This window comes from Bartonella sp. AS69XJJH (assembly GCF_042195585.1).
Lineage (GTDB): Bacteria > Pseudomonadota > Alphaproteobacteria > Rhizobiales > Rhizobiaceae > Bartonella.
In genome coordinates this window covers 95,698-118,797 of the sequence record NZ_JBHIOO010000007.1, presented here as the reverse complement: position 1 = coordinate 118,797, position 23,100 = coordinate 95,698, and the positions used below count along the sequence as shown (strand labels likewise).

At 39.4% G+C, this 23,100-nt stretch carries 18 protein-coding genes, 2 tRNA genes and 2 pseudogenes; 21 read left to right on the top strand and 1 reads right to left on the bottom strand.

The features are described from left to right. Positions 1 to 114: 114 nt before the first annotated feature. The 4 genes and pseudogenes from ACFIK6_RS05250 to ACFIK6_RS05235 all read left to right on the top strand — a co-directional run. Complete coding sequence (locus tag ACFIK6_RS05250) at positions 115 to 3,858, top strand: hypothetical protein (RefSeq protein WP_375641987.1); 3,744 nt, start codon at positions 115 to 117, stop codon at positions 3,856 to 3,858. Positions 3,859 to 3,867: 9 nt separating this feature from the next. Then, complete coding sequence (locus tag ACFIK6_RS05245) at positions 3,868 to 4,122, top strand: hypothetical protein (RefSeq protein ID WP_375641988.1); 255 nt, start codon at positions 3,868 to 3,870, stop codon at positions 4,120 to 4,122. Positions 4,123 to 4,305: 183 nt separating this feature from the next. Next, positions 4,306 to 4,695 (top strand): AAA family ATPase, encoded by a 390-nt coding sequence (locus ACFIK6_RS05240; RefSeq protein WP_375641989.1) that lies wholly within the window; start codon positions 4,306 to 4,308, stop codon positions 4,693 to 4,695. A 49-nt stretch (positions 4,696 to 4,744) separates the two neighbouring features. Beyond that, positions 4,745 to 5,028, top strand: a pseudogene (locus tag ACFIK6_RS05235) (XRE family transcriptional regulator); the annotation flags it as partial. Positions 5,029 to 5,193: 165 nt separating this feature from the next. Here ACFIK6_RS05235 and ACFIK6_RS05230 read toward each other — a convergent pair. Continuing rightward, positions 5,194 to 5,269: transfer RNA gene (locus ACFIK6_RS05230), tRNA-Val, on the bottom strand. A 173-nt stretch (positions 5,270 to 5,442) separates the two neighbouring features. Between ACFIK6_RS05230 and ACFIK6_RS05225 the strand changes: the two genes are divergently transcribed. From ACFIK6_RS05225 to ACFIK6_RS05145, 17 genes and pseudogenes are all read left to right on the top strand, one after another. Next, positions 5,443 to 5,519, top strand: a tRNA-Asp gene (locus ACFIK6_RS05225). A gap of 301 nt (positions 5,520 to 5,820) precedes the next feature. Then, a complete protein-coding gene (locus ACFIK6_RS05220; RefSeq protein ID WP_005773599.1) occupies positions 5,821 to 6,186 on the top strand; it encodes an NADH-quinone oxidoreductase subunit A in 366 nt (121 codons plus the stop codon). Beyond that, positions 6,177 to 6,758 carry a NuoB/complex I 20 kDa subunit family protein gene (locus tag ACFIK6_RS05215; protein ID WP_375641990.1) on the top strand — a complete coding sequence of 194 codons (582 nt, stop codon included), beginning with the start codon at positions 6,177 to 6,179 and terminating at the stop codon, positions 6,756 to 6,758. The genes ACFIK6_RS05220 and ACFIK6_RS05215 overlap by 10 nt, the downstream gene beginning before the upstream one ends. A 14-nt stretch (positions 6,759 to 6,772) precedes the next feature. Then, entirely contained in the window at positions 6,773 to 7,384 is a 612-nt protein-coding gene (locus tag ACFIK6_RS05210) for an NADH-quinone oxidoreductase subunit C (RefSeq protein WP_375641991.1), read from the top strand. Between the two features lie 120 nt (positions 7,385 to 7,504). Next, positions 7,505 to 8,695 carry an NADH-quinone oxidoreductase subunit D gene (locus ACFIK6_RS05205; protein WP_273723177.1) on the top strand — a complete coding sequence of 397 codons (1,191 nt, stop codon included), beginning with the start codon at positions 7,505 to 7,507 and terminating at the stop codon, positions 8,693 to 8,695. Further along, positions 8,695 to 9,385: pseudogene (gene nuoE, locus ACFIK6_RS05200) on the top strand (NADH-quinone oxidoreductase subunit NuoE). Before ACFIK6_RS05205 ends, nuoE begins: the two are co-directional and overlap by 1 nt. Positions 9,386 to 9,514: 129 nt before the next feature. Then, entirely contained in the window at positions 9,515 to 10,822 is a 1,308-nt protein-coding gene (gene nuoF, locus ACFIK6_RS05195; protein ID WP_273723180.1) for an NADH-quinone oxidoreductase subunit NuoF, read from the top strand. 63 nt (positions 10,823 to 10,885) lie between these two features. Beyond that, on the top strand, positions 10,886 to 12,955 hold the full coding sequence (gene nuoG, locus ACFIK6_RS05190; protein WP_375641992.1) for an NADH-quinone oxidoreductase subunit NuoG: 2,070 nt from the start codon (positions 10,886 to 10,888) through the stop codon (positions 12,953 to 12,955). Positions 12,956 to 12,977: 22 nt separating this feature from the next. Beyond that, positions 12,978 to 14,024: an NADH-quinone oxidoreductase subunit NuoH gene (gene nuoH, locus ACFIK6_RS05185; protein ID WP_375642068.1), complete on the top strand. Its 1,047-nt coding sequence runs from the start codon at positions 12,978 to 12,980 to the stop codon at positions 14,022 to 14,024. Positions 14,025 to 14,038: 14 nt separating this feature from the next. Next, positions 14,039 to 14,530, top strand: a complete 492-nt coding sequence (gene nuoI / locus ACFIK6_RS05180; protein WP_273723184.1) for an NADH-quinone oxidoreductase subunit NuoI — start codon at positions 14,039 to 14,041, stop codon at positions 14,528 to 14,530. A gap of 94 nt (positions 14,531 to 14,624) precedes the next feature. Then, positions 14,625 to 15,245, top strand: coding sequence for an NADH-quinone oxidoreductase subunit J (locus tag ACFIK6_RS05175; protein WP_273723185.1), 621 nt, complete (start codon positions 14,625 to 14,627; stop codon positions 15,243 to 15,245). A gap of 14 nt (positions 15,246 to 15,259) precedes the next feature. After that, the gene (gene nuoK / locus ACFIK6_RS05170; protein WP_015856359.1) at positions 15,260 to 15,568 is read left to right on the top strand and encodes an NADH-quinone oxidoreductase subunit NuoK; all 309 of its coding nucleotides are present in this window, start codon (positions 15,260 to 15,262) and stop codon (positions 15,566 to 15,568) included. A 6-nt stretch (positions 15,569 to 15,574) separates the two neighbouring features. Then, positions 15,575 to 17,539: an NADH-quinone oxidoreductase subunit L gene (gene nuoL, locus ACFIK6_RS05165; RefSeq protein WP_375642069.1), complete on the top strand. Its 1,965-nt coding sequence runs from the start codon at positions 15,575 to 15,577 to the stop codon at positions 17,537 to 17,539. Continuing rightward, on the top strand, positions 17,539 to 19,008 hold the full coding sequence (locus ACFIK6_RS05160; protein WP_375641993.1) for an NADH-quinone oxidoreductase subunit M: 1,470 nt from the start codon (positions 17,539 to 17,541) through the stop codon (positions 19,006 to 19,008). Before nuoL ends, ACFIK6_RS05160 begins: the two co-directional genes overlap by 1 nt. Before the next feature lie 17 nt (positions 19,009 to 19,025). Next, complete coding sequence (gene nuoN / locus ACFIK6_RS05155; protein ID WP_375641994.1) at positions 19,026 to 20,480, top strand: NADH-quinone oxidoreductase subunit NuoN; 1,455 nt, start codon at positions 19,026 to 19,028, stop codon at positions 20,478 to 20,480. Further along, complete coding sequence (locus ACFIK6_RS05150) at positions 20,480 to 21,289, top strand: biotin--[acetyl-CoA-carboxylase] ligase (protein WP_375641995.1); 810 nt, start codon at positions 20,480 to 20,482, stop codon at positions 21,287 to 21,289. Before nuoN ends, ACFIK6_RS05150 begins: the two co-directional genes overlap by 1 nt. A 46-nt stretch (positions 21,290 to 21,335) precedes the next feature. Further along, positions 21,336 to 23,012 (top strand): ribonuclease J, encoded by a 1,677-nt coding sequence (locus ACFIK6_RS05145; RefSeq protein WP_375641996.1) that lies wholly within the window; start codon positions 21,336 to 21,338, stop codon positions 23,010 to 23,012. The last annotated feature ends 88 nt before the right edge of the window (positions 23,013 to 23,100 follow it).

Genomic DNA, 23,100 nt, shown 5'->3' with positions numbered 1-23,100 from the left:
GATGGGTCGTTAAAAGATTTAGAGAAGCGCTTAGAGACCTTAAGAGAAGAGTTTGAAGATTTGAAAGAGTGTTCATTAGATGAAGCACTGTGAATGATGTGAGGACGAAAGCAGATGAAGATACCCGATCATGAACATGAATATTTGATACCAGTCGCGACGAGAGAAGAAATGGTAGCAGGAACTTCTCAAGACAGCGTTGTTGTTCCGAAGCTTTTAGGGACGGCATCTTTGTATTCGTATGAAACCTTTGCACCGTTAGAGCAGGTTGTTAATGCAAGACAAGAAGCAGAAAAAGCCATGGCGCGTGCGAATGGCGCGCAACAAACAGCAGATCAAGCGAAAACTATAGCAGACAGTGTCAAGGAATTATCGGATGCAGCGACGACGACGATAGCACAAGCAGTAGGCACAGCAGCGAGTGCAGTTACGACAGCTTCTGAAGCCAAGACGACATCAGAGACAGCTTTAGAGCAGGCAAATACGGCATTAACAGCATCTAATGCTGCCAAGCAGACAGCAGAGGTATCGAAAGCCTCTTCAGAAGATGCCAAGATGAAATCAGAAGCGGCAGAGAGGTTAGCGCAAGAAGCCAAGCGTATTGCGGAGGATACTAAAGGTGCAGCCGATAGAGTGACGACAGTGGTCACGGAAAGCTCTCAAAGAGTGACACAAGTTCAAGGCACAGTAGAGACAGCTTTGACAGAGGCAAGAGAAGCCAAGGCAACGGCAGGAGATGCAAAAGCACTTTCCGAACAAACCAAGAGCGCTTTTGATGATGTCAAGCAGGTGATGGGTGAGGTGAAGAATGTTGCAGAAACAGCGGCAGCAAGCAGTGGGCAAGCTCTCACGACAGCTTCTGAAGCTAAGACGACAGCAGAAACAGCATCTTCGGTAGCTGTTGATGCAAAAGAAACGGCGTCTAAAGCTCTGTCGGTAGCACATGATCTTAAGCAATCGGTTGATCATGTCAAGAATACAGCTGAGGGAGCCAAAAGGACAGCAGAAGGAGTAGAACAGAGGGCTTTAACAATAGAAGACGTTGCTACACAAGCCAAGACTAAAGCCGGTGAAGCCAAACAATTGGTTGAAGAAGTTAAGATGAAAGCGCATTCGGCAGAAACATTAGCGAATAATGCAAAGCAGATAGCGGATAGCGCAAAAGACACGGCGGTGGAAGCGAAAAATAAAGCAGAGGATGCACATGTCCTTTCGCAAGATGCTAAGAGCACAGCAGAAACGGCAGAAGAGAAAGCCGCAAGAGCTGAAAAGAAGGCGGATGATGCGACAGTCACAGCTTCAGAAGCCAAGACTATGGCGCAAGAGGCAAAACAGGCGTTAGAGACATCAACAGCTACCGAAGATGCTTCAGAAGCACTGTCTAAAGCCGCTGAAGCGAAGAAAGTAGCAGATCAGGCAGCAACGTTAGCTAATGAAAGTAAAACGACAGCTGTTGAGGCAAAAGATTTAGTGGAGGCAGTAAAACAATCGGTAGCGACAGTGACAGAAACAGCAGAAGATGCGAAAAATACAGCAAGGAAAGCGACAGTAGATATTATTTCTATCAAGGCAAAGGCTTTGACAGCAGAAACGACAGCTAACGAAGCTAAAGGAGCATCAGAAAGCGCTGTTAGGGTGGCGAATACAGCGAAGAGCACAGCAGAAGAAGCCAAGAGTGCAGCGGATACAGCAACAGCGACGGCTCATCAAGCCCAACAGAGTGCAGAGGAGGCTACAAAAGTAGCTTCTGAAGCGAAAGCGGCAGCAGAGTCAGCTGCGCGTTCAGGAGATACGGCAGGGCAGGTGAGTGGGGAAGCGGTGAAGGGCATAGCGGAAGAAGCGAAGCGTAAAGCCGAAGCAGTAGAGAAGATTGTACAAGAATCTCAAAGTGCTTTGGATGAACTAAAACAAGTAGCTGCTAGTGCGAAGTCGACAGCAGAAGAGGCAAAAAAGGTTTCTGAAATCGCCCAGAAGAAGGCAGTACAGGTAGAGACAGTAGCGGATGAAGCCGAAAAAATAGCTAAAGAAGCCAAACAGACAGCTGGTTATGCCAACCATGATGCGGGGCAAGCCCGTAGTGAGGCGGAAAATGCAAAAAGCACAGCGAATGCAGCGTGGAATAAAGCTTACGACGCGAATGAAGTCGCCAATAACGCTAAGACTATAGCAAGTTTAGCGCGAATGTACTCAGACGAAACCAAGAAAATAGCAGAAGCAGCCAATTCACAAACCTATCAAGCCAAGAGCGAAGCCGAAAAAGCCAAGGAAGCCGCCAATAACGCTAAGACTATAGCAAGTTTAGCGGAAAGGGCAGGTGAAGAAGCCAAGAAAATAGCGGAAAAAGCCGATGATCGAGCGTATGAAGCCAAGAATGAAGTAGAAAAAGCCAAGGAAATAGCTAGTAATGCAAAATATATAGCAGAACAAGCGCAGAAGGCAGCCGAAACAGCCGGTAAAAAAGCCGCGTCTTTAGAAGACGAAGCAGAAGAGGCACAAAAAATAGCCAAGGAAGCCAAGGAATCTGCTGGTTATGCAAGACATGATGCGGAGCAAGCACGCAATCAGGCAGAAAATGCAGAGAAAATAGCCTCGTCTGCGAGGAGTAGAGTTATCGATATCAATCAAGTGGTTGATAATTTTAAAGCCCCCGTAAGTTTAGCGCGGATGTACTCAGAAGAAGCCAAGAAAAAAGCTGAGGCAGCAGATTCACAAGCCTATCAAGCCAAGAGCGAAGCCGAAAAAGCCAAGGAAGTAGCCGATAGAGCGAAAAGGACAGCAGAAGAAGCCAAAAAAACCGCCGATACGACGAAACAAGAGCTTGGAGGTATCAAGAGTTCCCTAGCAACGGCAACAACAGCCCATACAGTAGCCTCACAGGCAAAAGTGCTAGGGGAAGAGGTAAACAATTTACTGAAACAGTCCAATTTAACGGTTCTTTCAATTTCCACACCGTTTCTGGTTGCGTCAGGGAGAAGACAACTCACATTGAAGAAAGGAACGCGTATAACCTTGTCATTAGGCAATGATACTTTGGTTACAAATTATACGGCAGATACCAGAATAAGCGTTCCTTCTCTTTCGGCAGGCAAGGATTATTATGTTTATTTGGTTTCTGATGGAAAACAGTCTCATAAACTTGTTTTGTCAGAAAACTCTACGTATCCAAGGGATTACACCGTGAGTAATTCGCGAAAGATAGGAGGTTTTCATACGCTTTGTGCAGATGTTGGTACGATTTCCTCTCATCCCTTATCGGGTTATCAAGCAGGGGATATATTGCCGAACTCTGTTTGGTGTTTGAATCACCGACCGCATAGTTCACCCGAAGGGATGGTCTATGACCCCTCTACAGACCTTTGGGTTGATATTTATCTTCAGTCAGGCACAGGTGAAGATACGCGCTCGGCGTATAATGTTCCTATTACGACGAACCGTCTACAAACAGATCATATATCCGATATGCAGCGTGTTAAGAAGGCTTTGCTCAATAATACAGAATTTACTTCTGCGATGTATGGAAGCAATGAAGGTGGTGGGATTCAAGGCAAAAAAGCACCTTCACCGAAACATTCTGGAGGTTATAAGAATACGGCAAATATACGGATGATTTCGCACATCGGTTGTGAAGATGGTTGCGGTTATGTTTGGCAATTTGTGAGAGATGTTTGTTTCATGCAAACGGTAACTGGAACTTCACCAAATGTACAGTTTAAAAAAGATATGTATGCATTGTTGGCTGGTGGAGACTGGTCAGATACTACGAATATCAATCCACATCTGCGTGCAGTCATTATACGGAATGCCATTTATGAATCGGCTGGCGCCCGTGGCTGTAGCCGCCCACGCTGTTTTGTTTAGGAGGGGTAGATGATAGATTATCCAGAGCATTTAAAATGGCAGAAAATCTTTAATGATCTGCTAATAGGCGGGCACATGAATGATAACAATATAAAGAATAAAGAAAAAAATCTTGATATTAGTTTTCAGGAAGATATTGTCGATTGTGATGACAATGATGCTGTTAAGCAGCGTATAGGATTGATCAATGGTTATTTGAAGTCAGTAGTGAAGGAAGGTTGGTGGATATTACTGAAGGGAAGAGCCTTTTTGATGATTGTATAATAGAAAAATCTAATAGTGATCACGATACTGATAGTGGTTTTGTAGATTATTGTTTACAAATTAAAGCAAATAACCTCTTTTTTTATTTACATGAGAGAAGTAAAGGGTTTCGTTGTTTTTTTTGTTTTAAAGTCCTTACAGAAGTTCGCAGGCATAGAAGCAAAAATGGAATAGTTTTTTTTATTGGATGAGCCAGCAAATAATTTACATATTCACCCACAGAGAAAAATATTAAACTCCTTACAAACTTTATCGAGCATAAAGGGTAATAAAGTAATTTATTCGACGCATTCTCCTTATCTTATTAACGACGATAATTTGGATCATTTGTTTACCGTACGTAATGAAGCAAATGATTTTGAAGCGCCTCGAATTGTTTGTGAAAGATTTCTGGAATTAACTACATCTACTGAAGAAACTGTGAGGGCTGTTGAGCCTATTGTTCAAAAAACATGGATTACACACCTTGGAACAGGAGCTGATTGGATTATAAAAAAATTTAATGGAGTTGCTGCTAATGCAAGGAAAGTAAATCACATTGCTGATTGCGTGAAACATATTATTGGTGGATAATTTTCTCAGTTTATGCCGTAAAGCTTATACTCTTACGAGTTTTATTTATATGCTAACACCCTTTTGTAAAACTTTACGGAAACTTCGCATTGATCACTCCGAACACCTCTTAGATATGGCTAAGAAATTAGATATATCTGTAGCATTTTTATCTTCTGTTAGAGTGTAGGACTGGAGGAAAAGATAATTGAACTCTATGCTTTAGATCACGAGGTAGCAGAAATTTTGAGAAGAGAATCGGATTTTTGTCGCAAAAGTTTCACAATCAAGACTTCTGACCCGTTGAGGCGTGAAGCTGTTGGTGATTCTGTTAGACTGATAAACATTCTTTCATAAGAAGATTTAGAACTATTAAAAAAATTATTAGAGAAAGCTGGTAAAAAGAATGCGCTTTGTAAAGGAAAGTATGAAAATCCTGTTCCCTTAACTTGATTCAAGAATCCCTCAACTTAAAAAATACATTAAAAATCAACAACTTAACAGTAATATAAAACTATGTGGTGGGCGATGAGAGACTCGAACTCCCGACATCCTCGGTGTAAACGAGGCGCTCTACCAGCTGAGCTAATCGCCCAATGCAATGATCAGCAATTGAATGGAGACTCTTTAAGGAAAAATTTTTCTAAACGCAAGAATAAAGATGGTATTTGATAATTTTTTTTAAAAATGCATAATCCTTCTTGACATAAACGCACGAACCCCTTACACGACCGCTTGTGCCAAATTAAATTGGTTCGAAAAAAATGCGCGGGTGTAGCTCAGTTGGTTAGAGTGCTGGCCTGTCACGCCGGAGGTCGCGGGTTCGAGCCCCGTCACTCGCGCCATTCATTTTATGATTCCTTATGAAATTTCCTTTTTAAATATCCATATGCTATGAGTGAGGTGGTGGAGTACTTGATTGGGGGATAAATATGTTTTTTCTTTCTTTTTATATGGTTTATAAGAATAGGACTTGCGTCTTTCTTTGCTCTGCGTTACCTATGCCGATAAGAAAATTATCGCTCTGTATGACTTTGAAGCAGTATAAATAGAGTTAATAGAGCGATTGTTAAATTTGTCTGTTTGGTCTCGCAATATTGAATCATTGTGTTAAACTCAGGCATTTTGTTACGATGGAAGAGGGTTATGGCTTATTTATTGAGCTCTTATTTGCCAGTCTTGATTTTCATTATTGTGTCAGCGGTTATTGCTGGAGTTTTGTTGATTACACCTTACATTGTAGCATATCGTTCCCCCGATCCTGAAAAATTATCGGCTTATGAATGTGGGTTTAATTCATTTAGTGATGCACGCATGAAGTTTGATATTCGTTTCTATTTGGTATCAATTTTATTTATTATTTTTGATCTTGAAGTTGCTTTTCTTTTTCCTTGGGCTGTTTCATTCGAATCGATAGGTATGTTTGGCTTTTGGTCAATGATTGTGTTTTTAGCGATTTTGACTATTGGATTTATATATGAATGGAAAAAAGGAGCCCTTGAATGGAATTAAGATCTAATAATTCAACGATTGCAGCTCCAAAACAAAAAGGAATCATTGATCCAAATACTGGTGGGCTGATAGGATCTGACGATAAGTTTTTTCGTGATATTAATGCTGAATTATCAGATAAGGGTTTTTTAGTTACCTCGGCAGATGCTTTGATTACTTGGGCACGTACCGGTTCTTTAATGTGGATGAGTTTTGGTTTAGCTTGTTGTGCTATCGAAATGATGCAATGCTCAATGCCTCATTATGATAATGAGCGTTTTGGATATGCACCACGAGCTTCACCCCGTCAGTCAGATGTGATGGTGGTAGCAGGTACTCTAACAAATAAGATGGCTCCTGCTTTAAGAAAAGTGTACGATCAGATGCCAGAGCCACGTTATGTGATTTCTATGGGATCATGTGCAAACGGTGGGGGATATTATCATTATTCCTATTCAGTAGTGCGTGGATGTGATCGTATCGTGCCTGTCGATATATATGTTCCAGGGTGTCCGCCTACAGCAGAGGCATTATTATACGGCATATTGTTGTTACAGAAAAAAATCCGTCGTACCGGATCCATAGAGCGATAGAGAGTTTTCTTGTCATGGTGGATGAAACATTGGTTGAACTTGCTGCTTATTTGGAAACCAAGTTAAAAAATAAGCTTGAAGAGACTGTTCTTGCCTTTGGTGAATTGACCATTGTGGCACGTCTTGATGCAATTATTGATGTCTTAATGTTCGTTCGTGATGATTCTCGCTGTCAATTTATTAATCTTACAGACATTAGTGGCGTGGATTATCCTTCTCGCGATAAGCGCTTTGATGTTTCTTACCAATTGTTATCTCCTCGTGAGAATTTACGCTTACGTGTAAAAGTTCGTACGGATGAAAATACTCCTGTTGCTTCAGTATGTACGGTTTATCCTGGCGCAGAGTGGTATGAACGTGAAACGTATGATATGTATGGGATTTTATTTTCAGGACATCCGGACTTGAGGCGGATTTTAACAGATTATGGGTTTGAAGGATATCCTTTACGCAAAGACTTTCCTGTGACGGGATTTGTTGAATGCCGTTATGATAATGAGGCAAAGAGGGTGATTTATGAGCCTGTTGTTTTGCGCCAAGAGATGCGTAATTTTGATTTTCTTTCTCCTTGGGAAGGAGGACAGTATACTTTGCCATGTGATGAAAAAGCAGATGAAAAAAAATAATATTGGTTTTGATAAGGCATTATATTAGAGTGCTGTATTTCTTAAATAATTAAATATTTTTTAGCGTGATAGATTTTTTGATATTTGATATGAAGTTTTTTAAAAAGCAAGGGGTTGATTGTGGCTGAGGTCAATGTTCGAAACTTTAATATCAATTTTGGTCCGCAGCATCCTGCCGCGCATGGGGTTTTGCGCATGGTTTTGGAGTTGGACGGTGAAGTTGTTGAACGTGTAGATCCACATATTGGGTTATTGCATCGCGGTACCGAAAAGTTAATGGAAACAAAAACTTATCTTCAAGCAGGTCCTTATCTAGATCGTTTGGATTATGTTGCTCCTATGAATCAGGAACATGCTTTTGTTCTTGCTATTGAAAAGTTATTAGATATTAAAGTTCCTAAAAGAGGGCAATTAATACGTGTTTTGTTTTCTGAAATTGGGCGTATTCTTAATCATTTGCTTAATGTAACGACACAGGCAATGGATGTTGGTGCTTTAACGCCACCGCTTTGGGGATTTGAGCAACGTGAAAGATTGATGATTTTTTATGAGCGTGCCTGTGGTGCTCGTCTTCATGCAAATTATTTTCGTCCCGGTGGTGTGCATCAAGATTTACCAGAATCTTTAGTTGAAGATATTGGTAATTTTATTGATCCATTTCTTGTTTCTCTCGGGAAACTTGATGCGCTTGTAACGCCAAATCGGATTTTTAAGCAGCGTAATGTGGATATTGGCGTGGTAAGTATTGATGAAGCTTGGGCGCGTGGCTTTTCTGGGGTTATGATTCGTGGAGCTGGTGTTCCATGGGATTTACGTAAGAGTCAGCCTTATGAATGTTACGATGAAATGGAATTCGATATTCCTATAGGTAAAAATAGCGATTGTTATGATCGTTATCTTATTCGTATGGAAGAAATGCGTCAATCAGCAAAAATTATGCGCCAATGTGTGGAGCGTTTACTGAGTACTGAAAAAAATGGACCGGTTTCTAGCTTGGATCGCAAGATTGTACCACCGAAACGGAGTGAAATGAAAAGTTCGATGGAAGCACTGATTCATCACTTTAAGCTTTATACGGAAGGTTTTCATACGCCTCCTGGAGAAGTATATGTTGCTGTGGAAGCTCCGAAGGGTGAGTTTGGTGTTTATCTTGTTTCTGATGGAACCAATAAGCCTTATCGTGTCAAGTTGCGTGCTCCTGGGTTTGCGCATCTCCAAGCTATGGATTTTTTAACTAGAGGTCATATGCTGGCGGATGCTACAGCTATTTTGGGTTCGATTGATATTGTTTTTGGGGAGGTTGATCGCTAATGTCCGTACGCCGTCTTGCAGATGATGTTTATCAGCCCGCTGAGTTTTCTTTTACAAAAGAAAATCAAATATGGGTAAAAAATACCATAAAAAAATATCCTGTAGGGCGTCAGCAGTCTGCTGTAATTCCATTATTAATGCGTGCTCAAGAGCAAGATGGTTGGGTGACACGTGCTGCGATTGAGCATGTTGCTCAGATTCTTTCCATGGCTTATATTCGTGTTCTGGAAGTTGCAACTTTTTACACTCAGTTTCAGCTTAAGCCTGTTGGAACAAAAGCGCATATTCAAGTTTGTGGTACGACCCCTTGTATGTTACGTGGTTCTGATGAATTGATTAAAGTTTGTCAGAAAAAAATTCATCATCAACCTTTTGCGACCAATCAGGATGGAACTTTATCATGGGAAGAGGTGGAGTGTCTTGGTGCTTGTGTTAATGCTCCCATGGTTATGATTTTTAAAGATACTTATGAAGATCTTACAGCTGAACGCCTTGAAGAAATTATTGATGCATTTGAAGCTGGGAAAGGTTCTGAGATAGCGGTTGGTCCGCAAAGTAGCCGTAAATCGTCGGAACCGATTAGTGGTTTAACTTCTCTTATTGATGATGAGAAAGAAAAAAAGATCTCTCAAGTCTTCACCAAAAAAGGATAAGAATAAGAATGGGAACATAATTAAGTATTTTTCTTGAGAAAATATTTTATTATTCTACCCATGATGGCAACATTTAACGAAAAGTAAGAAGTCTTGAAAAGATATTTAAAAATTGCATTTGAGGAAAAGCGGAAAATGCTATGGGTAATAGAAAAAAAGGTGGGGTATGCTAGCTGATAAAGATCGTATCTTCACCAATATTTATGGTTTAAAAGACAAATCATTAAAGGCTGCGATGTTGCGTGGGCATTGGAATGGTCTGAAAGAGATGATTGACAAAGGTCGTGATTGGATCATTGATGAGGTGAAGGCATCGGGTTTACGCGGTCGTGGTGGTGCTGGTTTTCCTACCGGAATGAAGTGGTCCTTTATGCCAAAGCAAAATGATGGGCGTCCTCATTATTTGGTTGTCAATGCCGATGAATCTGAACCTGGAACTTGTAAAGACCGTGATATTTTACGTCATGACCCCCATACTTTGATTGAAGGATGTGCAATCGCTACTTTTGCTATGGGAGCCAATGTTGCTTTTATTTATATTCGTGGTGAATATATTCGTGAACGTGAAGCGCTTCAAGCTGCCGTTGATGAATGCTATGATGCGGGTTTACTTGGCAAAAAAACGAAATATGGGCATGCTTGTGATATTGTCATTCATCATGGAGCTGGTGCTTATATTTGTGGTGAAGAAACGGCTCTTCTTGAAAGTCTTGAGGGGAAAAAAGGGCAACCTCGGCTTAAACCACCATTTCCTGCCAATATGGGGATTTATGGCTGTCCAACAACAGTAAATAATGTAGAGTCTATTGCCGTTGTTCCAACGATTTTGCGGCGGGGTGCTTCGTGGTTTTCATCAATCGGGCGAGCAAATAATGTTGGAACGAAATTATTTATGGTTTCAGGGCATGTTAATGCACCTTGTACATTTGAAGATGCTCTTGGTGTTTCATTCCGTGAATTAATTGAAAAACATACGGGTGGTATTCGTGGTGGATGGAATAATCTTTTAGCAGTTATTCCAGGGGGGGCTTCTTGTCCAGTCGTTCGTGGTGAGGATATGATCGATGCAATCATGGATTTTGATGGGATGCGAGATGTTGGGTCTTCTTTTGGTACAGGGGGAATGATTGTTATGGATAAATCAACCGATATTATCAAGGCAATTTGGCGTATAGCTGCCTTTTTCAAACACGAGAGTTGTGGTCAGTGTACACCGTGTCGTGAGGGGACCGGGTGGATGATGCGTCTTTTAGGGCGTATGGTTGAGGGAAGAGCGCAAAAACGCGAGATTGATCTTTTGTTTGAAGTGTCTAAACAGGTTGAAGGACACACTATTTGTGCTCTTGGTGATGCTGCTGCATGGCCTGTACAAGGGTTGATACGTAATTTTCGTCCGGAAATCGAGCGTAGAATTGATGAATACACGCGAAATGTAGTCCAAAGCAAAAATATTGCTTTGGAAGCAGTGGGATAGAAAATTTTTTAAAGAGCAACCGAATGCAAATTTTAAGTGGGTTATCCGCAGGTTGGATGGGTGATGATAAATATCAAAGTTGATGGCAAAGAGATTGAAGTTCCTGATTACTACACGTTGCTTCAGGCTGCTGAGGCGGCGGGTGTTGAAGTGCCACGTTTTTGTTTTCATGAGTCTTTGTCAATTGCTGGAAATTGTCGTATGTGTTTGGTTGAGGTTAAGGGTGGTCCTCCAAAACCTCAGGCTTCTTGTGCTATGGGGGTTCGTGATTTACGATTAGGGCCTAACGGTGAAGCACCTGAGATTTTTACCAATACGACGATGGTAAAAAAGGCACGTGAAGGTGTTATGGAATTTCTTCTCATTAATCATCCTTTGGATTGTCCAGTGTGTGATCAAGGGGGGGAATGTGATCTTCAAGATCAAGCAATGCTTTATGGACGAGATTGCTCTCGTTATACAGAAAATAAGCGTGCTGTAGAAGATAAATATATTGGACCTCTTGTCAAAACTGTTATGACACGGTGTATTCATTGTACACGGTGTGTTCGTTTTACAACAGAAGTTGCAGGTATTTCTGAGCTTGGTTTGATCGGTCGTGGTGAAGATGCTGAAATTACGACGTATCTTGAAAAGGCTATGACATCTGAATTACAGGGAAATGTTATTGATCTTTGTCCTGTAGGAGCTTTAACTTCAAAACCTTATGCGTTTCATGCTCGTCCGTGGGAATTGGTAAAAACGGAATCGATTGATGTGATGGATGCGCTTGGTAGTGCGATCCGTATTGATAGCCGTGGCCGTGAAGTTATGCGGATTATGCCGCGTACGAATGAAGATGTAAATGAGGAATGGATCTCTGATAAAACGCGTTTTATTTGGGATGGATTACGGACTCAGCGGCTTGATAAACCATATGTACGCAAAGATGGAAAGCTTCAACCTGTCAGTTGGACAGAAGCTTTTGCAAAAATTAAAATGGTGATTTCTAAAATTTTTCCCGAAAAAATTGGAGCCATTGCTGGAGATCTTGCATCTGTTGAGGAAATGTATGCCCTTAAAGCATTATTGAGCTCTTTGGGCTCAACACTTTTTGATTGTCGCCAAAGAGGGGGGGCTTTATCGCCTGAGTTTGGGCGTTCGAGTTATATTTTTAATCCGACGATTGCAGGTATTGAACAGGCTGATGCATTGCTTATTGTGGGATCTAATCCACGTCATGAAGCGGCTGTTTTAAATGCACGTATTTTAAAGCGCCAACGGATGGGAAATTTTCCTATTGCATTAATTGGAGAGAAAGTCGATTTACGTTATCCTTATTCTTATCTTGGATCTGGAAGTGATACATTAACAACACTTCTTCGTGGAGAAGATGTTTTTTTTAATGTCTTAAAAGAAGCGAAGAGACCCCTTATTCTTATCGGAGAGGGAGCGGTTTCAGGAAATGAAGGTTTATCTGTTTTAAAAAGTCTTGCTAAATTAGCTGATAATATTGGTGCTCTTAGTGAGACATGGAATGGGTTTGGGGTTCTTCATAATGCTGCATCGATTGTTGGAGGGTTGGACATAGGCTTTACTTCTAAGCTTGGGGTTGCAAATATACTTAAAACCTGTGAAGTTTTATTTTTGCTTGGTGCTGATGAAGTAGAATTAGCCAATACAAAAGCTTTTACAGTTTATATTGGTAGTCATGGTGATAATGGTGCACATGCTGCTGATGTTATTTTGCCTGCATCTGCTTACACTGAAAAATCAGGGCTTTATGTGAATACAGAAGGACGTGTTCAAATGACAAATCGGGCTGGTTTTGCTCCAGGTGACGCAAAAGAAGATTGGGCTATCTTGCGTGCTTTGTCGGATATTTTAGGACAAAAGCTTCCTTTTGATTCTCTTTCTCAATTAAGGCAATGCTTGTTTAATGATTATCCACACCTTTGTGCTGTTGATGATATAGTGCCTTCTGATATAAGTGGTCTTAAGGCACTTGGTTCAAAAATGGTTTCTCTAGAGAGTCAAACATTTACTTCTATGGTTAAAGACTTTTATTTAACAAATCCGATAGCACGTGCTTCTGCTGTTATGGCTGAATGTTCATCTCTTGCAAAAAACCACGCTACGCAAACTCTAAAGTAAGGGCAAAGGAAAAGGAATAATGATGTATAATTTCTTTATGACTTGGCTGTTGCCATTACTCATTATAATCGGAAAAACACTTCTTCTTTTGGTTGTTCTTTTGATCTTAGTTGCTTATCTTCTTTACGCAGACAGAAAGATTTGGGCCGCTGTACAATTGCGTCGTGGACCAAACGTTGTTGGTCCATGGGGTTTGTTACAGTCTTTTGCAGATTTAATTAAATTTGTTGTTAAAGAGCCTATTATTCCTGCAGGTGCAAATAAGGGTGTTTTTCTTTTGGCTCCTTTTGTTTCAGCGACACTTGCTTTATCAACTTGGGCTGTTATTCCAGTCAATGAGGGCTGGGAGGTTGCGAAGATTAATGTTGGCTTGCTTTATATTTTAGCTATTTCATCTCTTGAGGTTTATGGTGTTATTATGGGGGGGTGGGCATCAAATTCAAAATATCCTTTCTTAGGAGCTCTTCGTTCGGCGGCACAAATGGTTTCTTATGAAGTTTCCATTGGTTTTGTGCTTGTGACTGTCATTTTAATAAGTGGTTCGTTGGATCTCACAACAATTGTTCATAAACAAAGTTCTGGAATTGGTACAACTCTTGGTCTTCCTTTTAACAGTTTTCTCGATTGGAATTGGTTGGTCCTTTTCCCAATGTTTATTATATTTTTTATTTCTGCGCTCGCAGAGACAAACCGTCCTCCATTCGATTTGGTGGAAGCAGAATCTGAACTTGTAGCTGGTCATATGGTAGAATATTCTTCAACGCCTTACATGCTCTTCTTTCTAGGTGAATATGTTGCGATTGTTTTAATGTGCGCATTAACAACCATTCTATTTTTGGGCGGTTGGTTGCCTCCCTTAGATGTTTGGTGGCTTAACTGGGTTCCTGGTATCATTTGGTTTGTTTTAAAAGTCTGTTTTGTATTTTTTTGGTTTGCTATGGTTAAAGCATTTGTTCCACGTTATCGCTATGATCAGCTCATGCGGCTTGGTTGGAAGGTTTTTCTTCCTCTCTCACTAGCAATGGTTGTGATAACTGCTGCTTTTTTAAAGTTTACGGATTTCGTTTAAGAGGAGATTTTACGATGTCAGGTTTTATTCAGGCGGCAAAGTCACTTCTTCTATTGGAATTTGTGAGTGCTTTTTTCTTAGCTATGCGTCAATTTTTTTCACCAAAGCCCACGATTAATTATCCTTATGAAAAAGGTTTTGTATCTCAACGTTTTCGCGGTGAACATGCATTGCGTCGCTATCCAAATGGTGAAGAACGGTGTATTGCTTGTAAATTATGTGAAGCAATTTGTCCTGCTCAAGCGATTACAATTGAAGCTGGACCGCGGCGCAATGATGGTACGCGTAGAACTGTTCGTTATGATATAGACATGGTTAAGTGTATCTACTGTGGTTTTTGTCAAGAAGCCTGTCCGGTTGAAGCTATTGTCGAAGGTCCAAATTTTGAGTTTGCGACGGAAACACGTGAAGAACTTTATTATGATAAAGAAAAGCTTTTATTGAATGGAGATCGCTGGGAGCGAGAAATTGCTCGAAATATATTGATGGATGCGCCTTATCGCTAAGTGTATCGTTAAATGAGGTGTCGGATATTTTTCCGATAAATTGTAATCTGGTATGAAGTTTATACCAATTGTTTGAATAATTAAGGAGAAGCCTATGCTAACAGATCTAGCGGCGGCATTTTTCTATTTGTTTGCTTTTATTATGCTAACAAGTGCAGTTATTGTTATTACAGCACGCAATCCAGTGCATTCTGTTTTGTTTTTAATTCTCGCATTTTTTAATGCCGCAGCTTTATTTTTGCTTGCAGGAGCAGAGTTTTTAGGGCTTATTCTGCTTGTTGTGTATGTTGGAGCTGTCGCTGTTTTATTTTTGTTTGTCGTTATGATGCTTGACGTTGATTTTGCTGAGTTAAAGAGTGGAACTCTTCGGTATGCTCCTATTGGAGCTCTTATTGGTGTTATTATTGCTGTAGAATTGATTGTTGTTTTTGTGAGTAGCTATTTTTCTCCAGTATTGAGAACGCATGTTACGCAACCAATGCCAGATTTAGCGCAGCGAACAAATACACAAGCATTAGGTGATATTCTCTATACGGATTATGTTTTCTATTTTCAAATTGCTGGAATGATTTTATTGGTTGCAATGATTGGGGCTATTGTTTTAACACTTCGTCATAAATTAGGAGTAAAGCGGCAGTCTATTGCGGAGCAAGTTTCTAGAACGGTAGAAAGTGCCATTGAAATCAAACAAGTTGAATCAGGCAAAGGTATGTAAGGGGGGCTATGTAGATGTATATTGATATTACACATTATCTCACTGTTTCTGCTTTGATGTTTACAATTGGTATTGCTGGAATTTTTCTCAACAGAAAAAACGTGATTATTATCTTGATGTCCATTGAGCTTATATTGCTTTCAGTTAATCTCAATTTTGTTGCATTTTCAGCATTTCTTCATGATCTCGTTGGTCAGATATTCGCTTTATTTGTTTTAACCGTAGCAGCTGCTGAAGCTGCCATTGGTTTAGCAATTCTGGTCGTTTTTTTCCGTAATCGTGGTTCCATTGCGGTTGAAGATGTTAATGTAATGAAAGGCTAACCAGTGATGTATTATACAATTGTCTTTCTTCCGCTTTTGGGTTTTTTAATTGCTGCACTAGGTGGAAAAACGATAGGAGATCGTGCGAGTGAATTGATAACATGTAGCTTTATGGTTGTTGTTGCCATATTATCGTGGATAGCATTTTTCAGTGTTGCACTTGGTCATACTCCAGCGATTGATGTATTGGTATTACATTGGCTTGACGTTGATGGTTTAACTTTTGATTGGGCTTTGCATATTGATACATTAACAGCTGTTATGCTTATTGTTGTAAATAGTGTTTCGGCATTAGTGCATATTTATTCAATTGGTTATATGCACCATGACCCTTCAAGGTCTCGTTTTTTTTCTTATCTTTCTTTGTTTACATTTATGATGCTTATGTTGGTGACCTCCAATAATTTGATCCAGATGTTTTTTGGATGGGAAGGTGTGGGGCTTGCTTCTTATTTACTTATTGGTTTTTGGTTTCAGCGCGATTCTGCTAATAAGGCTGCAATGAAAGCTTTTGTAGTTAACCGTGTTGGAGATTTTGGTTTTCTCTTAGGAATATTTAGTATTTTTGTTTTATTCCAATCGGTTGATTTTGCCTCTATTTTTGCAAAAGCTGCAAACAATAGCTTTATACAAAATATGACATTTTTAGGTTGGCAATTTGATGGGCAGACGGCAATTACCATTACATGTCTTTTATTATTTATTGGTGCGATGGGAAAATCAGCACAATTTCTTTTACATACTTGGCTGCCTGATGCAATGGAAGGGCCAACCCCTGTATCAGCGCTGATTCATGCCGCTACAATGGTAACGGCTGGTGTTTTTATGGTTGCGCGTATGTCGCCAATTTTTGAACTTTCTTCGACTGCTTTGACCGTGATTATTATTGTTGGTGCAACAACAGCGTTTTTTGCAGCAACTGTGGGGTTGGTGCAGAATGATATTAAGCGTGTTATTGCTTATTCTACATGCTCTCAACTTGGTTATATGTTTGTGGCATTAGGTGTTGGAGCTTATGGCGCTGCTGTCTTTCATCTTTTTACGCATGCTTTTTTTAAAGCCTTATTGTTTCTTGGTGCAGGTTCTGTGATTCATGCTGTATCTGATGAACAAGATATGCGAAAAATGGGTGGGTTACGCAAACATATAAAGGTTACATATTGGATGATGATGGTCGGGACCATTGCATTGACCGGTGTTGGAATTCCAGGAACACTTTTCGGGACTGCAGGTTTTTTCTCAAAAGATGCGATTATAGAGTCTGCTTTTGCATCCCATAATATTGCTTCAGGATATGCTTTTTATCTTCTTGTTTTTGCTGCCTTTTTAACAAGTTTCTATTCATGGCGGCTTATCTTTATGACATTCCATGGTAAACCACGGGCAACAGTTGATGTTATGCATCATGTTCATGAATCGCCACCAGTTATGTTGATTCCACTCTTTCTTTTATCTATTGGAGCAATATTTTCTGGTGTCGTTTTCCAACCTTACTTTTTTGGTGACTTGTATAATTCTTTTTGGAAGGGAGCATTATTTACAAGCAGCCATAATCACATTCTTCATGATGCCCACCATGTTTTTAATTGGGTAAAATGGTCGCCATTTATAGCGATGGTTCTTGGGTTTCTCTTAGCTTATTTATTTTATGTTTCTCTTCCATCTCTTCCCAAGAAAATGGTTCGTATTATGCCAAGAGCATATAACTTCCTTTACCAAAAATGGTATTTCGATCAATTATATAACTTTTTGTTTGTTCGTCCTACCTTTAGAATTGGTTCTTTTCTTTGGAAAGTGGGAGACGGTAAGATTATTGATGGTTTAGGTCCTAATGGTATCGCAGCGCGTGTTGTTGATATTACAAATAGAGTTGTTAGAATGCAAACAGGCTATCTTTACCACTATGCATTTGCAATGCTTATCGGTGTTGCATTACTCATTACATGGATGATGATCGGGGGCGTAAACTAATGACCGATTGGCCTATTCTTTCTACGGTTACATTTTTGCCACTTGTTGGTGTGCTTCTGATTTTGTTTATCAAAGATGATAGTGAAGTAGCACGCCATAATATACGTAATGTCGCATTTTTTACGACTCTATTTGTTTTTATTATTTCTTTAATTATTTGGATAGGATTTGATTCTAGTAACCCAAATTTTCAAATGGTTGAAAAATCCAGTTGGTTAGGGGGTGGCATTAGCTATCATATGGGGGTTGATGGTATTTCTATTCTTTTTGTTGTTCTCTCGGCTTTCCTTTTGCCTTTCTGTATTTTAGCAAGTTGGGAGAATGTTAAAGAGAGATTAAAGGCTTATATGATTGCGTTTCTTCTTCTAGAAGTTGCGATTATTGGCGTTTTTTGTGCTCTTGATGCAATGCTCTTCTATGTTTTTTTTGAAGGCAGTCTCATTCCAATGTTTATCATTATAGGTGTATGGGGTGGAGCACGTCGTGTTTATGCAAGTATAAAGTTTTTTTTATATACTTTACTTGGTTCAGTGCTTATGCTGGTTGCTCTTATGGCTATGTATTGGGAGGCTGGGACACTTGATATACCAACTTTACTCAATTACCAGTTTCCGGCTCATATGCAAATATGGTTATGGCTTGCATTTTTTGCTTCTTTCGCAGTTAAAATGCCAATGTGGCCGGTTCATACATGGCTCCCTGATGCTCACGTAGAAGCACCGACAGCGGGTTCCGTTATTTTAGCTGGTGTCTTACTCAAATTAGGTGGGTATGGTTTTCTTCGTTTTTCTTTGCCTATGTTTCCTATCGCTTCAGCGGATTTTGCACCTTTGATTTTCACATTATCGCTTATCGCTATTATTTATACGTCGTTGGTCGCACTTGTTCAAAATGACATCAAAAAACTTATTGCTTATTCTTCAATAGCGCATATGGGATATGTGACAATGGGTATTTTTGCTGCGAATGAACAAGGGATACAAGGGGCTATTTATCAGATGCTATCCCATGGAATTGTTTCAGCAGCGTTGTTTCTTTGTGTTGGGGTTATTTATGATCGCTTGCATACACGTGAAATTTCAGCGTTTGGTGGTTTAGTGAATAATATGCCTAAATATGCTGTCGTTTTCTTAATTTTCACTATGGCAAATATTGGTTTGCCTGGAAGCTCAGGATTTTTGGGTGAATTTTTAACCTTAATAGGTGTTTTTCAAGTCAATAAATTGGTTGTTGTTTTAGCAACAACAGGTGTTATCTTATCGGCAGCCTATGCCCTTTATCTTTATCGGCGTGTGGTTTTTGGTTCCTTGGATAAAGAGAATTTAAAAGTATTAATAGATCTTTCTTTAAGAGAAAAATTCCTCCTCTATCCAATGGTTATTCTTACAATATTCTTTGGTATCTATCCAACGCCTATTCTTAAGGCAACGGCGTTTTCCGTAGAAACCCTCATCAATAAACTGCACTAGATAAGGGAAGAATGCACATGCAAACTGAAATAATAGCGCAATTAGTCTTAATTCTTCCAGAGCTTTTAATTGCATTAGGAGCTGTCATGTTGCTTATGATTGGTGTTTATTCCAATACACGTGCTTCTTTAACAGTGACAGGTTTAGCCATGGCGATTCTTATGGCAACCATTATTATTCTTATAGTTTTTCCGAAAAATGGTTCATTTCAAACCAATGCGCTTATTATAGATTCTTTCGGTCGTTATATGAAAATTTTAATGCTTATTGGTGCACTCTTTTCTCTTATCATGTCTGTTGGTTTTGCTAATGCACAAAAGTTTAATATATTTGAATTTCCAGTGCTTGTTCTTTTAGCAACCCTTGGAATGATGTTTATGATTTCAGCGGGTAACATGCTGTCGCTTTATATGGGGTTAGAACTGCAGTCTTTAGCTTTATATGTTTTAGCAGCGATTAATCGTAATAATGTAAAATCTTCTGAAGCCGGCATAAAATACTTTGTTTTAGGAGCATTATCTTCAGGGTTGCTGCTTTATGGTATTTCTTTACTTTATGGTTTTACCGGTCAAATTGGTTTTCACGAAATTGCTCTTGTTTTAAAAGGCAAAAATGTACAATTGGGGGTCATTTTTGGAATTGTCTTTATTTTAGCTGGTTTGGCTTTCAAAATCTCTGCTGTTCCATTTCATATGTGGACACCTGATGTTTATGAAGGAGCGCCAACACCGATTACAGCATTTTTTGCTGGTGCCCCTAAAGTTGCTGCAATGGCTTTAATCATCCGTATTATTGTGATGACCTTTATTCCCCTAGGGCGTGTTGATAATGTGATGCCTGCATGGCAACAAATTTTGATCTTCATGGCGATTGCATCAATGATACTGGGTGCATTTGCTGCAATTGGTCAAAATAATATTAAGCGCTTGATGGCTTATTCGTCGATCAGTCATATGGGCTATGCACTTGTTGGTTTATCTGCTGGAGATATGCTAGGAATAAAAAGTGTTATCCTTTATATGACGATTTATCTTGGAATGACGATTGGCTCGTTTGCTTTTATTCTTGGAATGCGTTCTCAGAATGGCAATGTTGAAAATATTTATGATCTTTCAGGGTTAGTAAAGACAAATCCGTTTATGGCTATTGTGATGACAATACAGCTGTTCTCTTTAGCAAGCATACCTCCTATGGCTGGTTTTTTTGGGAAGTGGTATACATTTTCTGCGGCTGTCCACGCTGGACTTACTCCACTTGCTGTCGTTGGGATGATAGCATCTGTCGTTGGGGCTTTTTACTATTTGCGAGTCATTAAAATTATGTGGTTTGATGATGCAAAAGCGCATTTTGTTGCTTTATCGAAAGAGCTTCAATTTTGTCTTGGTCTTTCTGTATTCTTTATTTTATTTTACGCGCTTTTTGGAGTTTGGTTCGCTGAGCTAGCAGAAAAAGCAGCAGCAGCATTGTTTTAATGAATATGGTTTATACTTTATCAGATTTTGCAGAAAAACAGGGATACACTGTTGAAGCGTACGATAGTGTTGATTCAACAAATCTCATTGCGCAACGAAAAGCGCAAACTGGTCATCAAGGTAATCTTTGGATTGTTGCACAAGAACAATCACAGGGAAGAGCAAGAAGAGGGAGGACTTGGTCTAGTCCAAAAGGAAACCTTTATTCTAGTCTTTTATTAATTGATGATATTGTTCATCAAACTGCAGCTCAACTTGGTTTTGTTGCTGGAGTAAGTGTGGCAGAGGCAATAAAACAATTGATAGAAGAGGACAAGCAGACAAACAATATTGTGAGTTTAAAATGGCCAAACGATATTTTGCTCAGAGGAGCAAAAAGTTCTGGAGTTTTGCTTGAGATTTTAAAATTGTCATCACAACAATATGCCTTGGTTATTGGTATTGGAATAAATGTGAAATATAATTATGAAGATGCACCCTATCCCACTTCAAGCTTAAAGAATATCGGTTTGCATATTGAAGCAGAACAATTATTTACGGTTTTGACGGACTGTTTTTCTAAAAATTACTTTCTTTGGAAACAACCAAAAGGATGTGAAACAATCCGAAAAAAATGGCTTTTATATTCTGCTCACCTTGGAAAACATGTCAAAGTGGTGAATGATGAAAAAGTCATTGAGGGTGTTTTTGATGGTCTTGATAGTGATTTTAACTGCATTATAAAGCAAAAAAATGGTCAGATAGCCGTTATAACAGCTGGAGATGTTCATTTTGGTTCTGCTGCTTCTATTAATGCAGGTCGTTATTAAAAAATTATTTTACCATCAGATGCCTTAATGATTTTGGGAGATGTTTATGGTTGCAGCCAATAAGAATGAATTTGTTTTTTTACCTCTGGGAGGTGTAGGTGAAATAGGGATGAATTTAGCTGCTTACGGATTTGGTCCCAAAAATCTTCGTGAATGGCTGCTGGTTGATATGGGGATTAGTTTTGCTGGTTCTGAATTACCAGGAGTTGATCTTGTTTTGCCTGATATTCGTTTTTTAGAAAGTGAAAAACATAATATACGGGGTCTTGTTTTAACGCATGCACATGAAGATCATTATGGGGCCGTTCTTGATTTATGGCCAAAGTTACAAGTGCCAATTTATTGTACGCCTTTTACGGCAGGATTATTGGAAACTAAAAAACAATTAGATTTTGAATCTCAAAAAATTTTACTCAATATTTTTCAAGCTGGTGATTGTTTTCAGGTAGGTGCCTTTGCTGTAGAGGCTATAGCTGTTAACCATTCAATACCAGAATCTGTATCTTTAGCAATTACAACCTCTTTGGGAACTGTGATTCATACGGGTGATTGGAAAATTGATCACACTCCTTCACTCGGGGCTGTGACGGATGAAAAAAGATTTCGTGCTTTAGGCAAAAAAAGTGTTTTAGCATTACTTTGTGATTCCACAAATGCATGTCGGGATGGTATATCTCCATCAGAGCAGCAGGTTCAAGCCAGTCTTTCTGAGATTATTTCCAAAGCTGAAGGGCGCGTTGCAATAGCAACTTTTTCTTCTAATATTGGTCGGATACGTTCTATTGCTCTTGCAGCTGAAGCTGCTGGACGTAAGGTGCTTGTCATTGGGCGTTCCCTTAAGCGAAGTATTATGGTTGCACAAGAGCTTGGTTATATGAATGGTTTAGCGCCATTTGTAACGGAAGATGATTATGGTTACATCTCGCGAAAAGATCTTGTTTTAATTGTCACAGGGAGCCAAGGTGAGCCGTGTGCTGCTTTGGCTAAACTATCACGTGATGGAATGAGAAATATTGCACTTTCTGCTGGTGATACCGTTATTTATTCATCACGAAGTATTCCAGGAAACGAAAAGGCGATTATTGAGGTACAAAATCGTTTCATTGATTTGGGTATTGAAATTATCACGAATGAAGATGCACTTGTTCATGTTTCAGGCCATCCCCGTCGTTCAGAACTTTTACAGATGTATGATTGGGTAAAGCCACAGATACTTGTTCCTGTACATGGGGAAGCAATACATCTTAAGGCTCAGGCAACTTTAGCGCGTCAAGCGGGTATTAAAATTGTTACAGATATCAGAAATGGACATATGTTACGTTTTGCACCAGAGCCTGTAGAAGTTGTTGATCAAGTTCCTGTCGGCCGCATCTATAAGGATGGTTGCCTAATTGGAGATGAAGATGAATTAGGGATTCGTGAACGTCGCAAACTAAGTTATGCTGGTCATGTTACTATTTCTCTCCATATAAATAGTAAGAATGAATTATTAGGGGATATAGGTCTAACAACATTCGGGTTACCTGAAAGTAATGGAAAGGGGAAAAGTTTAAAAGATATTCTTTTAGATATTGTAGAAAATACAGTTTATAATATCCCACGCATGAAACAGAAAAATAATGAACTTATTCGAGAAGCAACACGACGTGCTGTGAGAGCGGCTGTTCATGAAATTTGGCAAAAAAAACCTATCTGTACAGTTTTTTTACATCGGTCAAAATAAAAGAACTTTCATATTACGTTATTTAAAAAGAAAAGAGCATTTTTATTTTTTTCTAAATAAGAAAAATAGAGAATAAAGCACAATAAAT